This window comes from Microbacterium dauci (assembly GCF_030065535.1).
Classification (GTDB): domain Bacteria; phylum Actinomycetota; class Actinomycetes; order Actinomycetales; family Microbacteriaceae; genus Microbacterium; species Microbacterium dauci.
In genome coordinates, this window is the sequence record NZ_JASJND010000001.1 from 375,923 (window position 1) to 394,203 (window position 18,281).

Sequence of the window (18,281 nt, forward strand, 5' to 3'; positions counted from 1 at the left end):
GGAGGTTCACTTTCCGAGGTAGTGGCCGACGCGGTCGAGGATGCGGCTGGCGTTGTCGACGAGCGGGATGTAGCCGCGGATCGCGATGCGGCCGTCTCCGACGCACGCGAGTGCGCTCTCTCGGCCCGCGAGCACGTCGCCCGCAGTGGCGAGGTCGATGAACCCGAACACCGCGCGCGGTGCCGCGTCGGTGACCGGCACACGGGCGAGCCGGTGGCCCTTCACCCGCAGCCGGTGCCGGAGTGCGTCGCCGACGGCGATGTCGAGCTCCCCGTCGGGCATCTGACTCGCGCTGAACCGCCCGGAACGGTCTTCGTTCGCGACGACGGCGATCGCCGAGACCGCCACGTCCAGCAGCAGCATCCGGCTCACGTCGGCGAACGCCCGGTCGTCGAGATCGGCGTCGCTCGGCTGCAGGTACCTGCTGAGGAGATCGGTCAACGGGGTGAATACCGAGGTGAGGAAGCGGATGCCGCCGGGCCCGGCGACCGGGATCGGCGACGACCCGGCACCGGAGAGCACCCGGTTCGCGTGGGCTGCCGACGTGAAGACGAGCGTGGCGCGCATGCCCGTCGGCTCGCCGCCGGCTGTGATGCCGTCAGGACGGAACACGTACCGGGCGCTGTCTCCTCCCACGATCCGCGCGGTGAGCGTCACGGGCCCGGGGAGCCCGGCGAGCAGCGGTGCCGCCTCGGGCGCGAGCTCCGCGAGGCGGGGGAGCGCGCCGAGGACGGCGTGCAGGTTGACCGCGGCGAGGACGCGGTCATCGGTCTCAGTCAGCACGGCGGGACTCCTTCTCCTGCGAGGTTCGAGGTGCGGCGTGGCGGGCGAGGGCCTCGGCGGCGAACGCGGCGGTGCGGCGCGCGGCATCCGTGTCGTGATCGGCGAGCCACGCGAGCGTGATGCCGTCGGCGAACGACACCAGCACGCGCGCGAGCTCCGATACCGGGGTCTGCCACTCGTGCGCCGTGACCTCGGCCGCGAACCGCAGCAGGTCTTCGGCAGCGCGGAAGTACGTCGCCCACTGTGCGCGCATCTGCCCGTCGGGGTCTCGCCGGCGCGCCCAGATCGCGAGCTCGAACAGCGCGAGCTCGTCGTCGGGTCGCGCCTTCAGCAGGTCGATGTACCCGTCGAGGCCGCTGCGGAGTGCGGTCACCATCGAGGTGCCGTCGATCGCCCGCACCTGCGCGGCGAAGCGTTCCTGCTCGGTGACGGTGTCGACCACCGCCGTCATCAGTTCGTCCTGGGTGCCGAAGATGTAGCTGAACGCACCGAGCGGCATGTCCGCTTCGGCGGTGACTGCGCGGGTCGTGGCGCCGGCGACGCCGCGACGGGCGATCACGCGGATCGCCGCTGCGATGAGTTCGTCGCGGCGCTGCTCAGGCGGCATCCGGCGCATCAGTGCCCCCCGACGGCCCGTGCCGCCACCCACAGGCGAAGGCGCCTGGGCGAGATGCGGCCGAAGAGTCCCTGCGCGCGGTTTCCCGCACCGACGGTGTGCACCGGTCCGGGGTCGCGGCGGTCGAGTGCCGCGAACGCCTCGTCGAGGACGACGTCGACACCGACGCTGCGGCCGACCTTGAACGTCTCGGAGCCGGCGACCTCGAAGAACTCGGTCTCGGTGGGCCCTGGGCACAGCGCGAGGACGCGAAGCCCGGTGCTGCGGGTCTCCTGCCAGATCGCCTCGGTGAGCGTCGTGACGTACGTCTTCGACGCGCCGTACACCGCGAGGCCGGGGAGCGGCTGATGCCCCGCGGTGCTCGAGATGTTCACGAGCACGCCGCGCGTCTCGATGAGTTGGGGCAGGAAGACGCGGCTCAGCAGCGTCAGCGCGACGACGTTGACCTGCAGCTCCGCGGCAATACGGGCGTCGTCCTCATCGGCGAACCGGGCGGCCGTCCCGAAGCCGGCGCTGTTGACGAGTCCCGTGACGCGGATGCCGCGCTCCGCGACGGCCGCCGCGAGCGCAGCGGGCGCCGCCGGGTCGGTGAGGTCGGCGGGGATGACGGTCACGTCGACGCCGCGCGTCGCGCGCAGGTCGGTCGCGAGGGCCTCGAGCCGTTCGGCGCGCCGGGCGGTGAGGACGAGGTCGTGACCCCGCTCGGCGAACCTCCTCGCGAAGCCCGCACCGATGCCGGAGCTCGCTCCCGTGATGACGACCGCCATGCCCACCTCCGAGTTGTTCAACTGACCAACTCAGTATGGCCAGGCCCCCGTGGCCCGTAAAGAATCAATCGTTGAAATATGCCCGTCAATGGAGTATGAAGGACGCATGGCATCGACTCTCGGCCCGACGGGCTTCTGGATCCTCACGGCGCTCGCCGGCGGACGACGGCACGGCTACGACATCCTGCGAGAGGTGGATGCCGCCTCGTCCGGGCGCGCGGCGATGAAGGTCACGACCCTCTACGCCGCGCTCGAGCGGCTCGAGCGGGAGGGACTGATCCGGGCCGACGGCGAAGAGGTCGTCGGCGGTCGCGCGCGGCGGTACTTCGCGATCGAGGATGCTGGGAGCGCGGCCCTCGAGGTGGAGATCACCGCGCTCGAGCACCAGGCCCGCGTGGCGCGCGAGCGGCTGCGCGCCGTGGGTCGTCCCGCGGTCCAGCCCGGCTTCGGCCGGACGGCGACCGCATGAGCGGGGCAGACGAGCGACGGTTCCGTCGCCTGCTGGCCTGGTACCCCCGCTCGTGGCGCCGTGCTCACGGCGACGTACTGGTCGCCATGATGCTCGACGAGGCCGAGCGCACCGGACGCGCGGGACCCACCGGCGCCGAGACGCGTTCCGCGATCGTCCACGGCCTGGGCGCTCGTCTGGGTGCGACGGCAGCGATCGTCGCGGCATCCTTCGCGATCCTCGCGACCGCCGCGGGACAGATCGGCATCCTGTTCATCACCGGCGGCGGGCAGGTCTTCCATGAGCCGATGCTGTTCGCGATGACAGGTGTCGCGCCTGCGGCGACCGGAATCGCCCTCGTCGCGCTGCTGCGCGCCGTCGCCCTTCTCCGCGACGGTGCGGCGCTGATCGCGATCGTGTTCCTCGCTTTCGCCGGCGTGTGCAGCGGGCTCGCCGGGATCGGGTGGAGTCAGGGATTCGATGCTGCGGACGCCGGCCTGCCCCAGACGGGGCTGGCCGGGATGACGGTGCCACTCGCGGGCGCCGGCGTCCTGCTGACGACGATCGCGTTCGCCCTGCTCATCGCCCCCGCGCTTCGACGCGTGGGTCTCGGGCGTGCGGCACGGCTCCTCGCGATCGTCGTGGCGATCATCGCCGCCCCGGTCACGGGGGCGTTCGTCTTCTTCTCGCCCGGGACCACCGCGGTCGTGGCGATCGTCGTCCTCGTCGTCGCGGCCTTGCCCCGCGTGCGAGGCGTCCGTCGTGACGTACCTCATGCCATCGCGCCGGCGGCGCCCGCGCCGGTGCCCGTCGCATCGCACTCCTCGGTGGGCGGGGCGGCCCTCAGCCGCGTCCTCGCCGGGATCGCGTTCGCCGGTGGTGCGGTGGGGATGGCCTGGGCGTTCGCCGGCGCGGCGTGGTCGCCCACGGCGCGGGGGGACGACACGGTGGCGATGCGGGAGGGCATCGTCATCCTCGCCGTCAGCATGATCCCTGCACTGGTCGCGCTCGGTGTCGTGCTCCGCCGCTCGCGCAGGCGTCCCGGTCGCGATGTCTGGATCCCGGTGGTCGCCGCCGCGACCGGCTTCGTCATCATCGCGACGGAGTATCTGGTCACGTCCGGCAGCGGCGACATCACGATCGGGTGGGTGAGCGCGGCAGCGGCGATCGGTCTCGCGCTCGCCTGGTGGATCGTCGTGCGGATGCCGCTGGGCACCGGATACGGCTCCGCCGCCGGCATCCGCGTCGGTGTCGGTCTCGCCATCGCGCTCGCCTACACGCTCGTCCTGGGCCTGGCGCTCACGCCGATGCTTGCCTTCGCGACCCCCGTGCTCGCGCTCGTCGTCCTCGTGCTGCCGTGGCGTCGGAGCTCAGCGGGCGGGTTCGCCGTGAGTCAGGTGGCGTAGATGACCCGCCGCGCCATGCGGCGAGGTATGCCGGTGTTCGCGGTCTGAGAGACCCGGGACCCGCCGCAGCGGGCCCCGGGCGCACACGTCAGACGCTCGCTGGAACGCGGGTGCCCGCCGAGAGCCGCTCCGCGGCGTACGCCTCGGCGGCCTCGAGCGGCGTGATGCCACGAGCGGATGCCTCGTCGAACAGGCGACGCACGGTGTCGCCGATGCCGTCGATGCGGCGGGCGATCTCATCGCCGTGGCCGGGGTGCTTCGCCTCGATGTCGAGGTAGATCACACCACCCGCGTTCGCGACGAAGTCGGGCGTGTAGAGGATGCCGCGCCCCGCGAGCCGCTCCGCGCCCGACCGGTCGGCGAGCGGGTTGTTGGCCGGGCCGCACACGGCGCCCGCGGCGAGGACGTCGATGACCTCGTCGGTGAGGACGCCACCGATGCCGGCGGGCACGAAGACGTCGGCGGGGACGAGGTGCTCGGTGCCGGGCTCGACCCAGGTCGCGCCGAGTTCGGCGGCGAGCGACAGCTTCGCCGGGTTCACGTCGGTGACGGTGAGGACAGCGCCCTCGTCGGACAGCCGCACGGCGAGGCGACTCCCGACCTGACCGAGCCCCGAGATCGTGATGCGACGCCCGGCGACGTCACCCGAGCCGGTTGCGCGTTCGAGGGTCGCACGGAGCGCCGCGTAGACGCCGCGGCTGGTTGGGCCTGCGGGCTCACCCGACCCGCCGACGGAGCTCGGCAGTCCGACCACGTGGGGCGTGCGCTCGCTGACGACGAGCATGTCGTCTGTCGTCGAGCCGACGTCCTCAGCCGTCCGGTACAGGCCGTCGAAGGCGCTCACCGCGTCGCCGAGGTCGAGGAACGCAGCACGGCGCTGGTCGGCGTCGAGGGTCTCCTCGGGTCCGAGCGCGATCACCGACTTGCCGCCGCCGGCGTCGAGGCCCGCGGCCGCGTTCTTCAGCGTCATCGCGGCCGACAGGCGCAGGGCATCGCCCATCGCGTCGGACCAGTGCGGGTACCGCCACAGGCGCGCGCCGCCGAGGGCGGAGCCGAGTGTCGACGAGTGGAGCGCGACGGTGATCACGAGCCCGCTGCGGCGGCCCGTCGTCACCTCCACGCGTTCGTGGCGGAAATCGGGCAGGGGCAGGGTGTGCGTCATCGCGGTCCTTCTCGACGGGCCTTGTGGGCTCTGCGTGATCGGATGCCGCGGCTGTGCGGCATCCGTCATCATTCTGCCTCGCCCGAGCCCGCGCGCCTAGGCTGAGCGCATGATCACGGAGCGCTACTCCCACGGGCACCACGAGAGTGTGCTCCGGGCGCACACCTGGCGGACCGCGGAGAACTCGGTCGGCTACCTCCTCCCGCACCTCCAGGCCGGGCAGTCGCTGCTCGACATCGGCTGCGGGCCCGGCACGATCACCGTCGATCTCGCGCGCCGTGTCGCGCCCGGCCGGGTGCTCGGCGTGGATGCCTCGGCCGACGTGATCGCGCAGGCGACGGCCCACGCTGCTGCCGAAGGCGTGACGAACGTCGAGTTCGCCGTTGCGAACGCCTATGCCCTCGACGTCGCGGACGGCGCGTTCGACGTCGTCCACACGCACCAGCTGCTGCAGCACCTCGCGCGCCCTGTCGACGCGCTCCGGGAGTTCCGCCGCGTCGCGGGCCCGGGCGGCCTCGTGGCCGCGCGCGAAGTCGACTACGCCGGCGTGCTCATCCACCCGCACATCCCCGCGCTCGACGAATGGCTCGCCATCTTGCTGCAGGTCGGGCGGAACAACGCCGGTGAGCCCGCCGCGGGCCGCCGCCTCAAGCAGTGGGCGCGCGAGGCCGGGTTCGCCGACGTCACGGTGAGTGCGTCGACCTGGCTGTTCGAATCCGACGAGCAGCGCGCCTGGTGGGGCGGGTCGTGGGCCGATCGCGCCTTGCACTCGACCTACGCCGAGCACGCGCTCGAGCAGGGCGTCGCCGATCAGGCGACCCTCGAGCGCATCTCGGCCGGCTGGCGTGAATGGACTGCCGCGCCCGACGGGTGGATGCTCATGCCCCACGGCGAGATCCTGGCCCGCGGATGACCGCGCACCTGCCCGCCCGCAGCAGGCTCGTCCACGACGCGATCCGCGCCGCCGGGATCGAGGGTGACATCGTGGTGCTGCCGGATGCGGCATCCACCGCCGTCCTCGCCGCGCAGGCGCTCGGCGTCGAGGTCGGCGCGATCGCTAACAGCCTCGTGTTCCAGTGCGACGGCGCGCCGCTGCTCGTGATGACGAGCGGTGCCCACCGCGTCGACACCGCCGCGCTCGCCGCCCGGATCGGCCGCGGCAAGATCACCCGCGCGACGCCCGAGCAGGTGCGCGAGGCGACCGGTCAGGCAATCGGCGGCGTCGCGCCCACGGGGCATCCGGCGCCGCTCGAGACCCTCGTGGATGAGCACCTCGCGACCTATCCGGAGATCTGGGCGGCCGGCGGCACGCCGCACACCGTCTTCCCGATGACCTACGACCAGCTCGTCGCGCTCACTGGGGGCCGCGTCGTCGCCGTCGACTGAACACCCGCGGGCGGGCGATCGTCAGCGTTGGCCCCGGCGAAGCCGTCAGCGATGAATCAGGTCGCGCCAGTATCGGAACGTGGCGGGTGCGGCGGGCATTCCGGGGTGCGGGGGCGCCGATGCGGCGGGCATTCCGGGGGCTGGGGCCGCGGCGCGGCGACGCGGCGGCCCGGCAATAACTCCGGAGACTCGGTTGCGCGGGGGCTGAACCCGCCTGGTTTTGGGCTGCGACGCGCAGAAACTCCGACCGGAGTGCTGCCGGCGGCGCGGCATCCGCGTGTGCACAACTCCTCAAGGATTGGTCGTGGCGGGGATGTAACCGGTGACATCGGCCCGCGGCGTCAGTCTCTGAGGAGTTGTGAACGCGGCGGCCTGCTCAGTGGCCGCCGATGCGGCGCGCGAGCTCGGCCGCGGCGGCGGATGCCAGGGTGCTGAGCTCGCCGATGCGGGCGGATGCCGCGGGGTCGGCATCCGCCGCGCGGGCGTCGGGGTCGTCCTGCCAGGTGACGGCGACGGCCGCGGCGGGCCAGCCGGCGTGGTCGAGCACCGCGACGGCGACGGACCGGAAGCCCGCTGTCACTTCGCCGTCCTCGGTCGCGACGCCGGTGCGGCGCGTCTCGCGGAGGAGCTCGCGCAGGTCGCCCGGCCGCTGCGGGCCGCGGCCGGTGCGGGCGGTGAAGGCTGCGGCATCCGGGTAGAGCGCGCGCACCTGCTCGCGGGGGAGCGCCGCGAGCATCGCGCGGCCGGTCGCGGTGAGGTGTGCGGGCAAGCGGACGCCGACGTCGGTGACGAGGGCCGGGCGTCGTGGCGCGCGCTCCTCGACGATGTAGAGGACGTCGCGGCCCGTCATGACGGCGAGGTGCGCGCTCTCGCCGGCGCGGTCGGCGAGCTGCGCGACGATCGGGCGGCCGAGGCGCGCGAGCGGCTGCTGCCTGGCATACCCACCCGCGAGCTCGAACGCCGCGGTACCGAGACCCCACCGGCGGTCCGACTCGAGGTGCACGACGAAGCCGTGTGCCGCCATCGCGGCGAGCAGGTGGTAGACGCTCGAGCGCGGAATGGACAGCTGCGTGGCGATCGTCTGCGCCGCGACCGGTCCGCGCTGGTGCGACAGGAACGCGAGGATCCGCAGGGTCTGGTCGGCCGCCGGCACCTGCGGTCTGGCTGCGTCATCGCGACCGATCGGCGCCTGCAGCTTGTCTGAGATCGGCGCCTGCGGCTTGTCTGGAAACACAGACACAGGATGCCACGACCCCATCGCCGCCGCGCCTCCGGAGCGGTGGAATCGGACCATGCCCCACCTTCCCGTCGTCCTCGGTGACGCCCCGCTCACTCCCGACCAGGTCGTCGCCGTCGCGCGCCACGATGCGCGCGTCGAACTGTCCGCAGCGTCCCTCGCCCGCGTGGCCGAGACGCGGGCGCTCATCGAGCAGCTCGCCGATGACCCCGAGCCGCATTACGGGATCTCGACGGGCTTCGGTGCGCTCGCGACGACGTTCATCGCGCCGGATCGCCGCCGCCAGCTGCAGGCGAGTCTCATCCGCTCGCACGCCGCCGGCACCGGTCCCGAGGTCGAGCGCGAGGTGGTCCGTGCCCTGCAGCTCCTGCGTCTGCAGACCCTCGCGACCGGGCGCACCGGCGTCCGCGCGGTCGTCGCCGAGACGTACGCCGCAATGCTGAACGCGGGCATCACCCCGATCGTCCACGAGTACGGCTCGCTCGGCTGTTCGGGCGATCTCGCACCGCTGTCGCACGTCGCGCTCGCGGCCCTCGGCGAGGGCCCGGTCCGGAACGCCGACGGCGAGGTCGTGGACGCCGCGGCGGCGCTCGAAGCGGCCGGCATCCGTCCCCTCGTCCTCGAGGAGAAGGAGGGCCTCGCCCTCATCAACGGCACCGATGGCATGCTCGGCATGCTCGCTCTCGCGCTCGCCGATCTGCGTGTCCTCTTCGACACCGCCGACCTCGCCGCGGCGCTGTCGGTGGAGAGCCAGCTCGGGACGGATGCCGTGTTCGCGGCCGACCTCATGGCGCTGCGTCCGCAGTCCGGGCAGGCGGTCTCGGCGGCGAACCTGCGTCGGGCCCTCGCGGGGTCCGGTGTCGTCGCGAGCCACCGCGACCCGGCCGTCTGCACGCGCGTGCAGGATGCCTACTCGCTCCGCTGCTCGCCGCAGGTGCACGGCGCGGCGCGCGACACCGCCGGCCACGCGACGCTGGTCGCCGAGCGCGAACTCGCCTCCGCCGTCGACAACCCGATCGTGACCCCCGACGGGCGGGTGGAGTCGAACGGGAACTTCCACGGGGCGCCGGTCGCGTACGTGCTCGACTTCCTCGCGATCGCGGTGGCCGACGTGGCATCCATCTCGGAACGGCGCACCGACCGTGCGCTCGACCGCAACCGCAGCAACGGGCTGCCGCCGTTCCTCGCCGACGAGGTCGGTGTCGACTCCGGCCTCATGATCGCGCAGTACGCGGCCGCCGGGATCGTCTCGGAGCTGAAGCGCCTCGCGGTGCCGGCATCCGTCGACTCGATCCCCTCGTCGGCGATGCAGGAGGACCACGTGTCGATGGGCTGGGCCGCCGCTCGCAAGCTGCGCCGCGCGATCGACGGCCTCGCCCGGGTGCTCGCGATCGAGGTCGTGACGGGATGCCGCGCGCTCGACCTGCGCGCCCCGCTCGAGCCCGCCGCGGTGACGGGCGCCGTCCGCGACCTCGTCCGCACCGTCGTCCCCGGTCCCGGCCCCGACCGGTTCGTCGCGCCCGACCTCGAAGCCGTCACCCGCCTCGTCCTCGCGGGGGACATCTCCCGCACCGCGTTCGAAGGAGCACACGCATGACCCGCACGATCCGCGCCGCGCGAGGCGCTGAGAAGACCGCGAAAAGCTGGGGTGCCGAGGCCGCCAAGCGCATGTTGATGAACAACCTTGACCCCGAGGTTGCCGAGCACCCCGACGACCTGGTCGTCTACGGCGGCACGGGGCGGGCGGCGCGCTCGTGGGAGGCGTTCGACGCGATCGTCCGCACCCTCGACGAGCTCGAGCCCGACGAGACGCTGCTCGTGCAGTCGGGCAAGCCGGTGGGCGTGTTCCGTACGCACGAGTGGGCGCCGCGCGTGCTCATCGCGAACTCCAATCTCGTCGGCGACTGGGCGACGTGGCCCGAGTTCCGGCGGCTCGAGCACCTCGGCCTCACGATGTACGGCCAGATGACCGCCGGCTCGTGGATCTACATCGGCACGCAGGGCATCCTCCAGGGCACGTACGAGACCTTCGCGGCGGTCGCCCGCTCGATCGGTCGCGACGACCTCGCCGGCACCCTCACCCTCACAGGCGGCGCGGGCGGTATGGGCGGCGCGCAGCCGCTCGCGGTCACGATGAACGGCGGCGCGGTCATCGTCGTCGACGTCGACGAGTCGCGGCTCGCACGACGCGTCGCGCACGGCTATCTCGACGAGTACACGGCCGACCTGGATGCCGCGGTCGCACGGGCGCTCGCCGCCAAGGATGCGGGCGAGGCGCTGTCGGTGGGCGTCGTCGGCAACGCGGCCGAGGTGTTCCCGGAGCTGCTCGCCCGCGGCATCCCGATCGACATCGTCACCGATCAGACGAGCGCGCACGACCCGCTCGCGTACCTGCCCATCGACGTGCCGTTCGACCGGTGGAAGGACGAGGCCGCGGCCGACCCGGACGGCTTCACCGAGCGGGCGCGCGCCTCTATGGCCCGGCACGTCGACGCGATGGTCGGCTTCCAGGACGCCGGCGCCGCGGTCTTCGACTACGGCAACTCCCTTCGCCGCGAGGCGGAGCTCGGCGGGTGCGAGCGCGCGTTCGCCTTCCCGGGGTTCGTGCCCGCGTACATCCGGCCGCTGTTCGCCGAAGGCAAGGGACCGTTCCGCTGGGTGGCGCTGTCGGGAGACCCGGAGGACATCGCGAAGACCGACCGCGCCGTCGCCGAGCTCTTCCCCGAGGACACGGCGCTGCACCGCTGGCTCGAGAAAGCGGGGGAGCAAGTGCACTTCGAGGGCCTGCCTGCGCGCATCTGCTGGCTCGGGTACAAAGAGCGGCACCTCGCCGGACTGAAGTTCAACGAGATGGTGGCATCCGGTGAACTGTCCGGACCCATCGTCATCGGTCGTGACCACTTGGATGCCGGGTCGGTTGCGAGTCCGTACCGCGAGACCGAGGCCATGGCCGACGGCTCGGACGCGATCGCCGACTGGCCGCTGCTGAACGCGCTGCTCAACACCGCGTCGGGCGCCGCCTGGGTGTCGATCCACCACGGCGGCGGCGTCGGCATCGGCCGGTCGATCCACGCCGGGCAGGTGACCGTCGCCGACGGGTCGGCGCTCGCCGCCGAGAAGCTCGCCCGCGTGCTCGTGAACGATCCGGGCACGGGGGTCATGCGCCACGTCGATGCCGGCTATGACCGGGCGAAGGACGTCGCGCGCGAGCGCGGCCTGACCGTCCCGATGCTGGACGCCTGATGTCGCTGCTGCTGACCGGCATCGGCGAGCTCACCACGAACGCGGATGCCGCCGACCGTACCGCGACGCTCGCCGACGCCGCCCTGCTCATCGAGGACGGCCGCGTCGCGTGGGTCGGCGCGGCCGCCGACGTGCCGGCCATGCTCACCGACCGCGAGAGCACACATGGCGGCCGAGAGAACAGTGCGCACCCGTTCTCTTGGCGCGGAGATGTTCTCTCGCCGAATGGCGCGGGGGATGGGGCCTCGGCGGCGGTCGAGATCGTCGACGTCGGCGGGCGCGCCGTCATCCCCGGGTTCGTCGACAGCCACACGCACCTCGTGTTCGCGGGCGACCGGGCCGACGAGTTCGAGGCGCGGATGACGGGGACGCCGTATGCGGCTGGCGGTATCCGGCGGACGGTCGCGGCGACGCGCGCCGCGACCGACGACGAGTTGCGCGCCCGACTCCAGAAGCTCGTCGCCGAACTGCACGCGCAGGGCACCACCACGTTCGAGGTGAAGACCGGCTACGACCTCACTGTCGACGGCGAAGCGCGGCTCGCGCGCCTCGCGGCTGAGGTGACCGACGAGGTCACGTACCTGGGAGCGCATGTGGTTCCAGAGGGCGCGGAGCGTGAGGCGTACGTCGACCTCGTCTGCGCCGCGATGTTGGATGCCGCCCACCCGCACGTCCGCTGGGTCGATGTCTTCTGCGAGCGCGGCGCGTTCACCGCTGACGAGAGTGAGCGCATCCTGCGAGCCGGCGCCGACCAAGGGCTCGGCATCCGCGTGCACGGCAACCAGCTCGGCGAGGGGCCAGGCGTGCAGCTCGCGGCGCGCCTCGGCGCGGCATCCGTCGACCACTGCACGTATCTCTCCGACGACGACGTCACCGCCCTCGCCGGGTCGGAAACTGTCGCGACGCTCCTGCCGGGGGTCGAGTTCTCGACGCGGCAGCCATACCCCGACGCGCGGCGGCTCATCGACGCCGGCGTGACGGTCGCGCTCGCGAGCGACTGCAATCCGGGGTCGAGCTTCACGAGCTCGATGCCGCTCATGATCGCGCTCGCGGTGCGCGAGATGGGCATGACCGTCGGCGAGGCGGTGTGGGCCGCGACCGCGGGCGGCGCCCGTGCGCTCCGCCGACGAGACGTCGGGCACCTGGGGGTGGGCGCATCGGCCGACCTCGTCGTGCTCGACGCGCCCTCGCGGCGGCACCTGGCCTACCGGCCGGGTGTTCCGCTCGTGAGGGACGTGTACCGACGCGGCATCCGCCTCAGCTGAACTCAGCGCGGAGTGTCGACACTCCAGGTCGTCGGATCGGTCGCCGTCGCGACGTCCCAGTCGTCGGTGTCCCACGTGAAGGTCGCGACGGCGCAGGTCGGCATGTGTCCGATCCCACCGCCCGAGAGTCGGTCGGCGAGCACCGTCATCCCTGGGTCGTGCGCGACGACCATCACGGCGTCGTGGCCGCTCGCAGCCGCGGCAGCCAGCAGCGTCGCGGCCGGCGCGCCGTAGAGTCCCTCGTCGAGGGTCAGCGGCGCGTCCAGCACGTCGGCGAACACCGCGGCGGTCGTCCGCGCACGCAGTGCCGTCGACGAGAGGATGCCACCCGGCCGGAACCCGGTGTCGGCGAGCCGCCGCGCCATGACGGGCGCATCGCGCTGTCCGCGGTCGTTCAGCGGACGATCGTGATCGTCGAGGCCCGGCGAGCCCCAATCGCTCTTCGCGTGCCGCGCGATGACGAGGGTGATCATGCCAGTGCCCTTCCTGCCAGCAGTTCCAGCACGCACAGCGCGGCGAGGCGCACCGTCCGGCCGTCGGGGGTGTCGGCGGTCGCGTCGACCTCGACGATGTCTGCGCTCCGCACCCGCCGATCGGATGCCGCGACCCGCACGAGCGCCCGCAGCTCCCACGCCTCGAGCCCGCCCGGCACTGACGCCGGGCACCCTGGCGCGACCGACCGGTCGCAGACGTCGACGTCGATGTCGAGGTGCACGGCACCACCGCCGGACCCGGCGATCTCGAGCGCCTGGATCATGACGTCGTCGGCACCGCGCCGGCGTACCTCGTCGAGGCTGATCACGGTGACGCCGAGATCGGCGGCACGCTGCGCATACGCGACGGAGTTCGCGAAGTCGGCGATGCCGATCTGGACGATGCGGCGCGGGTCGAGGCCGTCTTCGACGAGCCGTCGGACGGGGGAGCCGTTCGAGACGCCGTCGCGCAGGTCGAAGTGCGCGTCGAGGGTGATGAGTCCTGTCGCGCCCGCCCCTTGTGCGGTGGCGTAGGTGACGGAGTTGTCGCCGCCGAGCGCGATGAGCAGCCCGGTCGAGAGCTCCTGCACTCGCTCGCGCACGCGCGCTTCGCCCTCGGGGCCGTCGGGGTCGGCCACGTCGCCGGCATCCGCGATCCGGAGCGCCTCGGCGAGGTCGATCGGGGGAGGACCGAGCAGCGTCGGACTGAACCGGCGCAGCGCCTCGCGGATCGCGGCCGGCGTCGCATGGGCGCCGGTCGGCGAGAGCGACGTGCGGTGCGCGGGCAGGCCGAGCAGCGTGGCATCCGTCGGTCCCGAAGGCACCACCCAGGCACCGGCGCGCGGCCACAGCGGATCAGTCGAGAGCGCCATCAGCCGACGTACACCCACGCGGTGCGACCGCTCGTGAGCACGACGGCGACGCGGTGGTACAGCGCGACCTCGTACTCGTCGGCGGCGTCGATCTCAGCGGCGGTCACGCGAAGGACCCGGCCCACGACCTTGTCGACCGGGTTCCCGGTGGCGCGGAGGATGGGGTGGGAGCCGAGCCCGGAGCGCTCCACGACGCGGGGGTCCTCGATCTCGGCGTAGTCGACGGTGTACCCGGGGAGGATGTCGGGTTCGCTCTCGGGGATCCGCCCGAACGTATCGAGCTGCACCTCGGCGTGCTGCAGCGTGTCGTAGGTGAACAGCAACTGGTCCGCGGGCTCCACCGTCACGATTCCAGGCTACCGACGGGCGGCCGGTCAGCCCAGCAGTGCGTGCGCGACCGTGAAGATCGCAAGGCCCGCGAGCGCACCGACGATCGTGCCGTTGAGGCGGATGTACTGCAGGTCGCGACCGACCATGAGCTCGATCTTCTGGCTGGTCTCGTCGGCGTCCCAGCGCTCCACCGTGTCGGTGATGATCGACGCGATGTCGTGGCGGTAGCGACCCACCAGGAACACGGCGGCATCCGCGATGCGTCCGTCGACCCGAGCCTGCAGCGCGGCATCCGTCGCCAGGCGCTCGCCCAGGTCGCGCAGCGCCGCGGTGATGCGTCGCCGCAGGCCGCTCTGCTCGTCCTCGAGCGATCGCAGCAGCCCCGCCTTCGCGGTGTTCCACGCGTCGGCCGCGAGGGTGCGCAGTCGCGGGCTGTCGAAGACCGTGCTCTTCGCGCTCTCGAGGCGGGCGATCGTCTCGCCGTCGTGCTGCAGGTTCTCGGCGAGTCGGCCGAGATACCCGTCGAGCGCCCGGCGGGCCGGGTGGTCGGGGTCGCGCTGCACGGCCGCGACGAACTTCGTGGCCTCGTGGTACACGGTGTCGTCGACGAGCCGCATCGCCACCGACGGCACCCACGACGGCAGGCGCCGCGAGACGAGGCCGTCGAACGACTCGCGGTTCGCCTCGAGCCAGCGGGCGATGCTGTCGACCCCGAGGTCGACCGCGCCGCGGTGCGCGTCAGCATCGACGACACGGGCGAGCCAGCCGCCGATCGACGGTCCCCAGGCGGGGCTCAGCAGGTGTTCGTGCGCGAGGTCGCTGATGAGCTCCTGCACCTCGTCGTCGCTGAGCGCGGTGAGCACGCCGACCGCCATCGTCGACGCCTCGGCGGCGACCTTCTCGGCGTGCTCGGGGTCTTGCAACCAAGTGCCGGCGGTGCGGGCGATGGCGGTGGAGTCGAGCTTCTGGCGGACGACCTCCGCTTCGAGGAAGTTCGTCTCGACGAACTCGCCCAGCGTGCGCCCGATCTCGTCCTTGCGGCGCGGGATGATCGCGGTGTGCGGGATCGGGATGCCGAGCGGATGCCGGAACAGTGCCGTGACCGCGAACCAGTCGGCCAGTGCGCCGACCATGCCGCCCTCGGCGGCCGCGCGCAGGTAGCCCCACGTCGGGACGTCCTGCTCGAGGATGAACGCGATGACGAAGACGATCGCCATGCACAGGAGCGCCCCCAGTGCGACCGCCTTCATGGCGCGCAGGCCGCGGGCCCGCTGCTGATCGGCGGCGCTCAGCGAGGCGAAGGGGAGTCTGGCCATTCGGCCATCCTGCCACGCGGGCTGTTCTGCGCCCCGGTTCAGCGCTGCGGTTCAGTGCTTCGGTCAGCGCTGAGCGCCGACCGGACCGAGCCACGCGTTCGCGACGGCGCTGCGCACAGACTCCGGGTCGGACGGGTGGAACATGCCCGCGAGCACGTCGCGGTACAGCCGGCTCAGCTCGTTGCGGGTGAAGTACGACGACCCACCGGCGACGAGCATCGCCTCGTCGACCACCTCCTTCGCCATCGTCACCGCGCGGTGCTTCAGGGCGCTGAGGCGCGGGAACCACATCGCGCCGTGGTCGGCGAGACCGTCGACGTCGCGCGCGAGCTGCGCGATCTGCACCGGCAGCGCGTCGTAGGCGATCGCCATGTCGGCGACGCGCCGCCGGATGTCGGGGTCCTGGCTGTACGTCGTGCCGGTCTTCTTCGATGTGCGCGTCTTCGCGGTCTCGACGGCGAGGTCGAGCGCGCGTCGCGCGATGCCGGTGTAGACCGCGGCCAGCAGCACCTCGAACACGCTGAAGATGCCGAACACGAGCGGATCGGGGTTCGGCCCCGGTGGCAGGCTCCGCACCACGCGGTCGGCGGGAGCGACGGCACCGTGCAGCTCGGTGGTGCGCGACTGGGTGCCGCGCATGCCGAGCGTGTCCCAGTCGTCGCGCGTCACGACCGCATCGGAGCGGGGGACGAAGGCGTAGACGATGCGCGGGTCGGCGGTGTCGGTGGCATCCACTCCGTGCAGGCCGAGCTGGGTCCAGACCGGACCGAGCGACGTGAAGATCTTCGTGCCGGTGAACGCGTACGAGCCGTCCGGCTGGGGTGCGGCTTGCGTGTCGCTGCCGAAGAGCACGAGGTCGTTGCCGGCCTCGCTGATGCCGAACGCGAAGACCTCGCCGGATGCCGCGCCCTCGTGCACGAACCGCAGCGCGTCGTCGTCGCGCGCGGCGAGCACCGATGCGACGCCCGTCCACACGAGGTGCATGTTCACGGCAAGCGCCGTGGCGGGGGCGGCGGTCGCGAGCCGTTGCTGCAGCGCTGCGACCTCAGCGAGCCCGAGGCCCGCGCCCCCGAGCTCGGGCGGCACGAAGAGTGCGAGGTACCCGGCATCCCGGAGCTCGGCGAGATCCTCATCGGGGAAGCGGTTCTCGGCGTCGACGGATGCCGCTCGCGACCGGATCCGCTCGAGCAGGTCGTCGGGCAGGAAGGCGTCGACGCTCATGCGCCGCCCTCCGAGAAGGCGAGGAGCGCTGCGGCCGCGGCATCCGGGTCGTCGCGATGGGGGGAGTGGCCGGTGCCGGGCACGACGGTCATCGAGACGACGGGGTTCCGCAGCACCTCGGCCGCGAGGGCGCCCTCGAAGATCGAGTACACGGACGGGTCGCCGGCGATCACGTGCGTGGGGACGGTGAGTCGGGCGGCGGCCTCACGGACGTCCCACGGGGTGTTCTGCACGCTGGTCTGCTCGACGGCCCAGCGGCTCGCCTGCTGCGCCGCGATCGCCTTCAACTCGATGTCGAGATCGTGCCAGTCGGGATGCTCGGCGCGCACCGCCGCCTCGGACGTGTCGGCGAACGCGCGCTCCTGGCTCGCGCGGACGGTCTGCCGGTCGCGGTCCTCGAGGTGGATCGCGGGGTCGATGAGCGCGAGCCGACGGGTCCATGCCGGAGACGTCGCGCTCGCGAGGGTGGATGCCGCGCCGCCGAGGGAATGCCCGACGACGAGGTCCCACGGCTCGTCGTCCGACGGCCCGGTCTGCCGGAGGTCTTCCGCGTACGCCGCGATCGAGTAGTCGAGGGTGCGCGGCGCCGTGCCGTGCCCGCGCAGGTCGACCGCGTCGACCCGCCACCCGGCGTCGGCGAGGGCGACCGCGTACCGCCACATGAGTGCGCCATTCGAGCCGAGTCCGTGGACGAGGAGCGCATGGCGTGACGAACCTGGTGCGCCCCAGGTGAGTCGGGGGAGGGCGACGGGTGCGGGCATGCGCACAGCCTACGACCGGGCCTCGGCTGCGCGGTCGGAGAGGGCGGAGATGAGGACGTCCCACGCGGCCTCGATGTCGGCTCCTGGGGGGTAGCGGCCCGCGATCTCGAGGGACACGAGGCCGTGCGCCCACGCCCACGCGGCCCGCGCGACGTGATACTCGTCGGGAGTCTCACCGAAGAGCACCAGGAGGTCGCTCATCGCGTCGTGCTCGGCACCGGGCTCGAGGCGGTCGCGGTCGAGCGGACGTTCGGTCATGAGCCGGTAGTGCTGTGGATTCGCGAGCGCTTCGCGTCGATAGGTGCGGGCGAACGCCATGACACGATCGTGAGCCTCGGCCCGCGCGGGGAGCTCGGCCAACGCCGCGCTGACGGCATCCGCGAAGGATGCGAACGACCGAGAGACCAGTGCCGCGTGCAGATCGGGGAGCCCCTCGAAGTGCTTGTAGAGGCTGGGAGGGCGCACGCCCGCCGCGCGGGCGAGTGATCCGATGCCGAAGCCTTCCAGTCCTTCCGTCTCGAGCACCCGTGCCGCGAGTCCGAGGAGGTCGTCGCGCCTGCTCATGCGCTGCAGGGCGTGCGCGCGGCGACGCCGACCGGACGGATCGTGCCATCCGCCGCCCGCAGGCCGTAGCCGGCGGCGCGATCGACGGCGATGTGCGTCAACCACGCGAGGCCGACGAGGAACACCGGGAGCCAGACGGCGTCCGGCGTGACGAACGACACCGCGACGCCGGCCGCCGCGACAGCGAGGGGGAGGAGGGGATGGTGCAGCAGGTTGTATGCGCGCACCCGCTCACGACGGAGCCGCCCGCCTCCGGCGAAGCCGCCGATGAGCGGCAGGTCGGGAGCGAGCCCCGCGGCGATGAGCACTGCGGTGGCTCCCCACCCGTGCTTGACGCCTTCGAAGATGCTGAAGCCGAGGAGGGTGAGGGCGAGCGCAAGCCAGAGGAGGCGGATCGGATGCATGTGGCTAATACTATTAGCCTTCGTGGC

20 protein-coding genes are annotated in these 18,281 nt (G+C 72.6%); 7 read left to right on the plus strand and 13 right to left on the minus strand.

Annotation, left to right across the window (positions count from 1 at the left end; all coding sequences use genetic code 11):
- Nucleotides 1-6: 6 nt before the first annotated feature.
- Genes QNI14_RS01775 through QNI14_RS01785 form a run of 3 tightly spaced genes read right to left on the minus strand, consistent with a single transcriptional unit; the run spans nucleotide 7 to nucleotide 2,166 of the window.
- Nucleotides 7-783 carry a hypothetical protein gene (locus tag QNI14_RS01775; protein WP_283714467.1) on the minus strand — a complete coding sequence of 259 codons (777 nt, stop codon included), beginning with the start codon at nucleotides 781-783 and terminating at the stop codon, nucleotides 7-9.
- The gene (locus QNI14_RS01780) at nucleotides 773-1,390 is read right to left on the minus strand and encodes a TetR/AcrR family transcriptional regulator (protein WP_283714468.1); all 618 of its coding nucleotides are present in this window, start codon (nucleotides 1,388-1,390) and stop codon (nucleotides 773-775) included. The genes QNI14_RS01775 and QNI14_RS01780 overlap by 11 nt, the downstream gene beginning before the upstream one ends.
- A gap of 8 nt (nucleotides 1,391-1,398) precedes the next feature.
- Nucleotides 1,399-2,166, minus strand: a complete 768-nt coding sequence (locus tag QNI14_RS01785; protein ID WP_283714469.1) for an SDR family NAD(P)-dependent oxidoreductase — start codon at nucleotides 2,164-2,166, stop codon at nucleotides 1,399-1,401.
- Nucleotides 2,167-2,272: 106 nt separating this feature from the next.
- Between QNI14_RS01785 and QNI14_RS01790 the strand changes: the two genes are divergently transcribed.
- Nucleotides 2,273-2,635, plus strand: a complete 363-nt coding sequence (locus QNI14_RS01790) for a PadR family transcriptional regulator (RefSeq protein WP_283714470.1) — start codon at nucleotides 2,273-2,275, stop codon at nucleotides 2,633-2,635.
- On the plus strand, nucleotides 2,632-4,020 hold the full coding sequence (locus tag QNI14_RS01795) for a hypothetical protein (RefSeq protein ID WP_283714471.1): 1,389 nt from the start codon (nucleotides 2,632-2,634) through the stop codon (nucleotides 4,018-4,020). Before QNI14_RS01790 ends, QNI14_RS01795 begins: the two co-directional genes overlap by 4 nt.
- Before the next feature lie 88 nt (nucleotides 4,021-4,108).
- Here the strand turns inward: QNI14_RS01795 and QNI14_RS01800 are convergent, their stop codons facing one another.
- Nucleotides 4,109-5,182 (minus strand): Glu/Leu/Phe/Val dehydrogenase family protein, encoded by a 1,074-nt coding sequence (locus tag QNI14_RS01800; RefSeq protein WP_283714472.1) that lies wholly within the window; start codon nucleotides 5,180-5,182, stop codon nucleotides 4,109-4,111.
- 109 nt (nucleotides 5,183-5,291) lie between these two features.
- On the opposite strand from QNI14_RS01800, the gene QNI14_RS01805 reads away from it, so the two are divergent.
- Both QNI14_RS01805 and QNI14_RS01810 read left to right on the plus strand, forming a co-directional pair.
- Complete coding sequence (locus QNI14_RS01805; protein WP_283714473.1) at nucleotides 5,292-6,095, plus strand: methyltransferase domain-containing protein; 804 nt, start codon at nucleotides 5,292-5,294, stop codon at nucleotides 6,093-6,095.
- Nucleotides 6,092-6,568 carry a YbaK/EbsC family protein gene (locus QNI14_RS01810; RefSeq protein ID WP_283714474.1) on the plus strand — a complete coding sequence of 159 codons (477 nt, stop codon included), beginning with the start codon at nucleotides 6,092-6,094 and terminating at the stop codon, nucleotides 6,566-6,568. Before QNI14_RS01805 ends, QNI14_RS01810 begins: the two co-directional genes overlap by 4 nt.
- Nucleotides 6,569-6,944: 376 nt before the next feature.
- Here the strand turns inward: QNI14_RS01810 and QNI14_RS01815 are convergent, their stop codons facing one another.
- Nucleotides 6,945-7,721: an IclR family transcriptional regulator gene (locus QNI14_RS01815; protein ID WP_283714859.1), complete on the minus strand. Its 777-nt coding sequence runs from the start codon at nucleotides 7,719-7,721 to the stop codon at nucleotides 6,945-6,947.
- A gap of 139 nt (nucleotides 7,722-7,860) precedes the next feature.
- On the opposite strand from QNI14_RS01815, the gene hutH reads away from it, so the two are divergent.
- Genes hutH through hutI form a run of 3 tightly spaced genes read left to right on the plus strand, consistent with a single transcriptional unit; the run spans nucleotide 7,861 to nucleotide 12,313 of the window.
- Nucleotides 7,861-9,402, plus strand: a complete 1,542-nt coding sequence (hutH, locus tag QNI14_RS01820; protein ID WP_283714475.1) for a histidine ammonia-lyase — start codon at nucleotides 7,861-7,863, stop codon at nucleotides 9,400-9,402.
- The gene (gene hutU / locus QNI14_RS01825) at nucleotides 9,399-11,048 is read left to right on the plus strand and encodes a urocanate hydratase (protein WP_283714476.1); all 1,650 of its coding nucleotides are present in this window, start codon (nucleotides 9,399-9,401) and stop codon (nucleotides 11,046-11,048) included. The genes hutH and hutU overlap by 4 nt, the downstream gene beginning before the upstream one ends.
- Complete coding sequence (gene hutI, locus QNI14_RS01830) at nucleotides 11,048-12,313, plus strand: imidazolonepropionase (protein ID WP_283714477.1); 1,266 nt, start codon at nucleotides 11,048-11,050, stop codon at nucleotides 12,311-12,313. The genes hutU and hutI overlap by 1 nt, the downstream gene beginning before the upstream one ends.
- 2 nt (nucleotides 12,314-12,315) lie before the next feature.
- On the opposite strand, the gene QNI14_RS01835 is transcribed toward hutI, so the two are convergent.
- The 8 genes from QNI14_RS01835 to QNI14_RS01870 form a co-directional block, all read right to left on the minus strand.
- Entirely contained in the window at nucleotides 12,316-12,786 is a 471-nt protein-coding gene (locus tag QNI14_RS01835) for a SixA phosphatase family protein (RefSeq protein WP_283714478.1), read from the minus strand.
- Entirely contained in the window at nucleotides 12,783-13,658 is an 876-nt protein-coding gene (locus QNI14_RS01840; protein ID WP_283714479.1) for an agmatinase family protein, read from the minus strand. Before QNI14_RS01840 ends, QNI14_RS01835 begins: the two co-directional genes overlap by 4 nt.
- Nucleotides 13,658-14,005, minus strand: a complete 348-nt coding sequence (locus tag QNI14_RS01845; protein WP_283714480.1) for a gamma-glutamylcyclotransferase family protein — start codon at nucleotides 14,003-14,005, stop codon at nucleotides 13,658-13,660. Before QNI14_RS01845 ends, QNI14_RS01840 begins: the two co-directional genes overlap by 1 nt.
- 27 nt (nucleotides 14,006-14,032) lie before the next feature.
- The gene (locus QNI14_RS01850; protein WP_283714481.1) at nucleotides 14,033-15,304 is read right to left on the minus strand and encodes a DUF445 domain-containing protein; all 1,272 of its coding nucleotides are present in this window, start codon (nucleotides 15,302-15,304) and stop codon (nucleotides 14,033-14,035) included.
- Between the two features lie 63 nt (nucleotides 15,305-15,367).
- Nucleotides 15,368-16,525: an acyl-CoA dehydrogenase family protein gene (locus QNI14_RS01855; protein ID WP_283714482.1), complete on the minus strand. Its 1,158-nt coding sequence runs from the start codon at nucleotides 16,523-16,525 to the stop codon at nucleotides 15,368-15,370.
- Entirely contained in the window at nucleotides 16,522-17,286 is a 765-nt protein-coding gene (locus QNI14_RS01860) for an alpha/beta fold hydrolase (RefSeq protein ID WP_283714483.1), read from the minus strand. Before QNI14_RS01860 ends, QNI14_RS01855 begins: the two co-directional genes overlap by 4 nt.
- Before the next feature lie 9 nt (nucleotides 17,287-17,295).
- Entirely contained in the window at nucleotides 17,296-17,850 is a 555-nt protein-coding gene (locus QNI14_RS01865) for a TetR/AcrR family transcriptional regulator (RefSeq protein ID WP_283714484.1), read from the minus strand.
- A complete protein-coding gene (locus QNI14_RS01870; protein ID WP_283714485.1) occupies nucleotides 17,847-18,254 on the minus strand; it encodes a DUF4260 family protein in 408 nt (135 codons plus the stop codon). The genes QNI14_RS01865 and QNI14_RS01870 overlap by 4 nt, the downstream gene beginning before the upstream one ends.
- Nucleotides 18,255-18,281 lie beyond the last annotated feature (27 nt).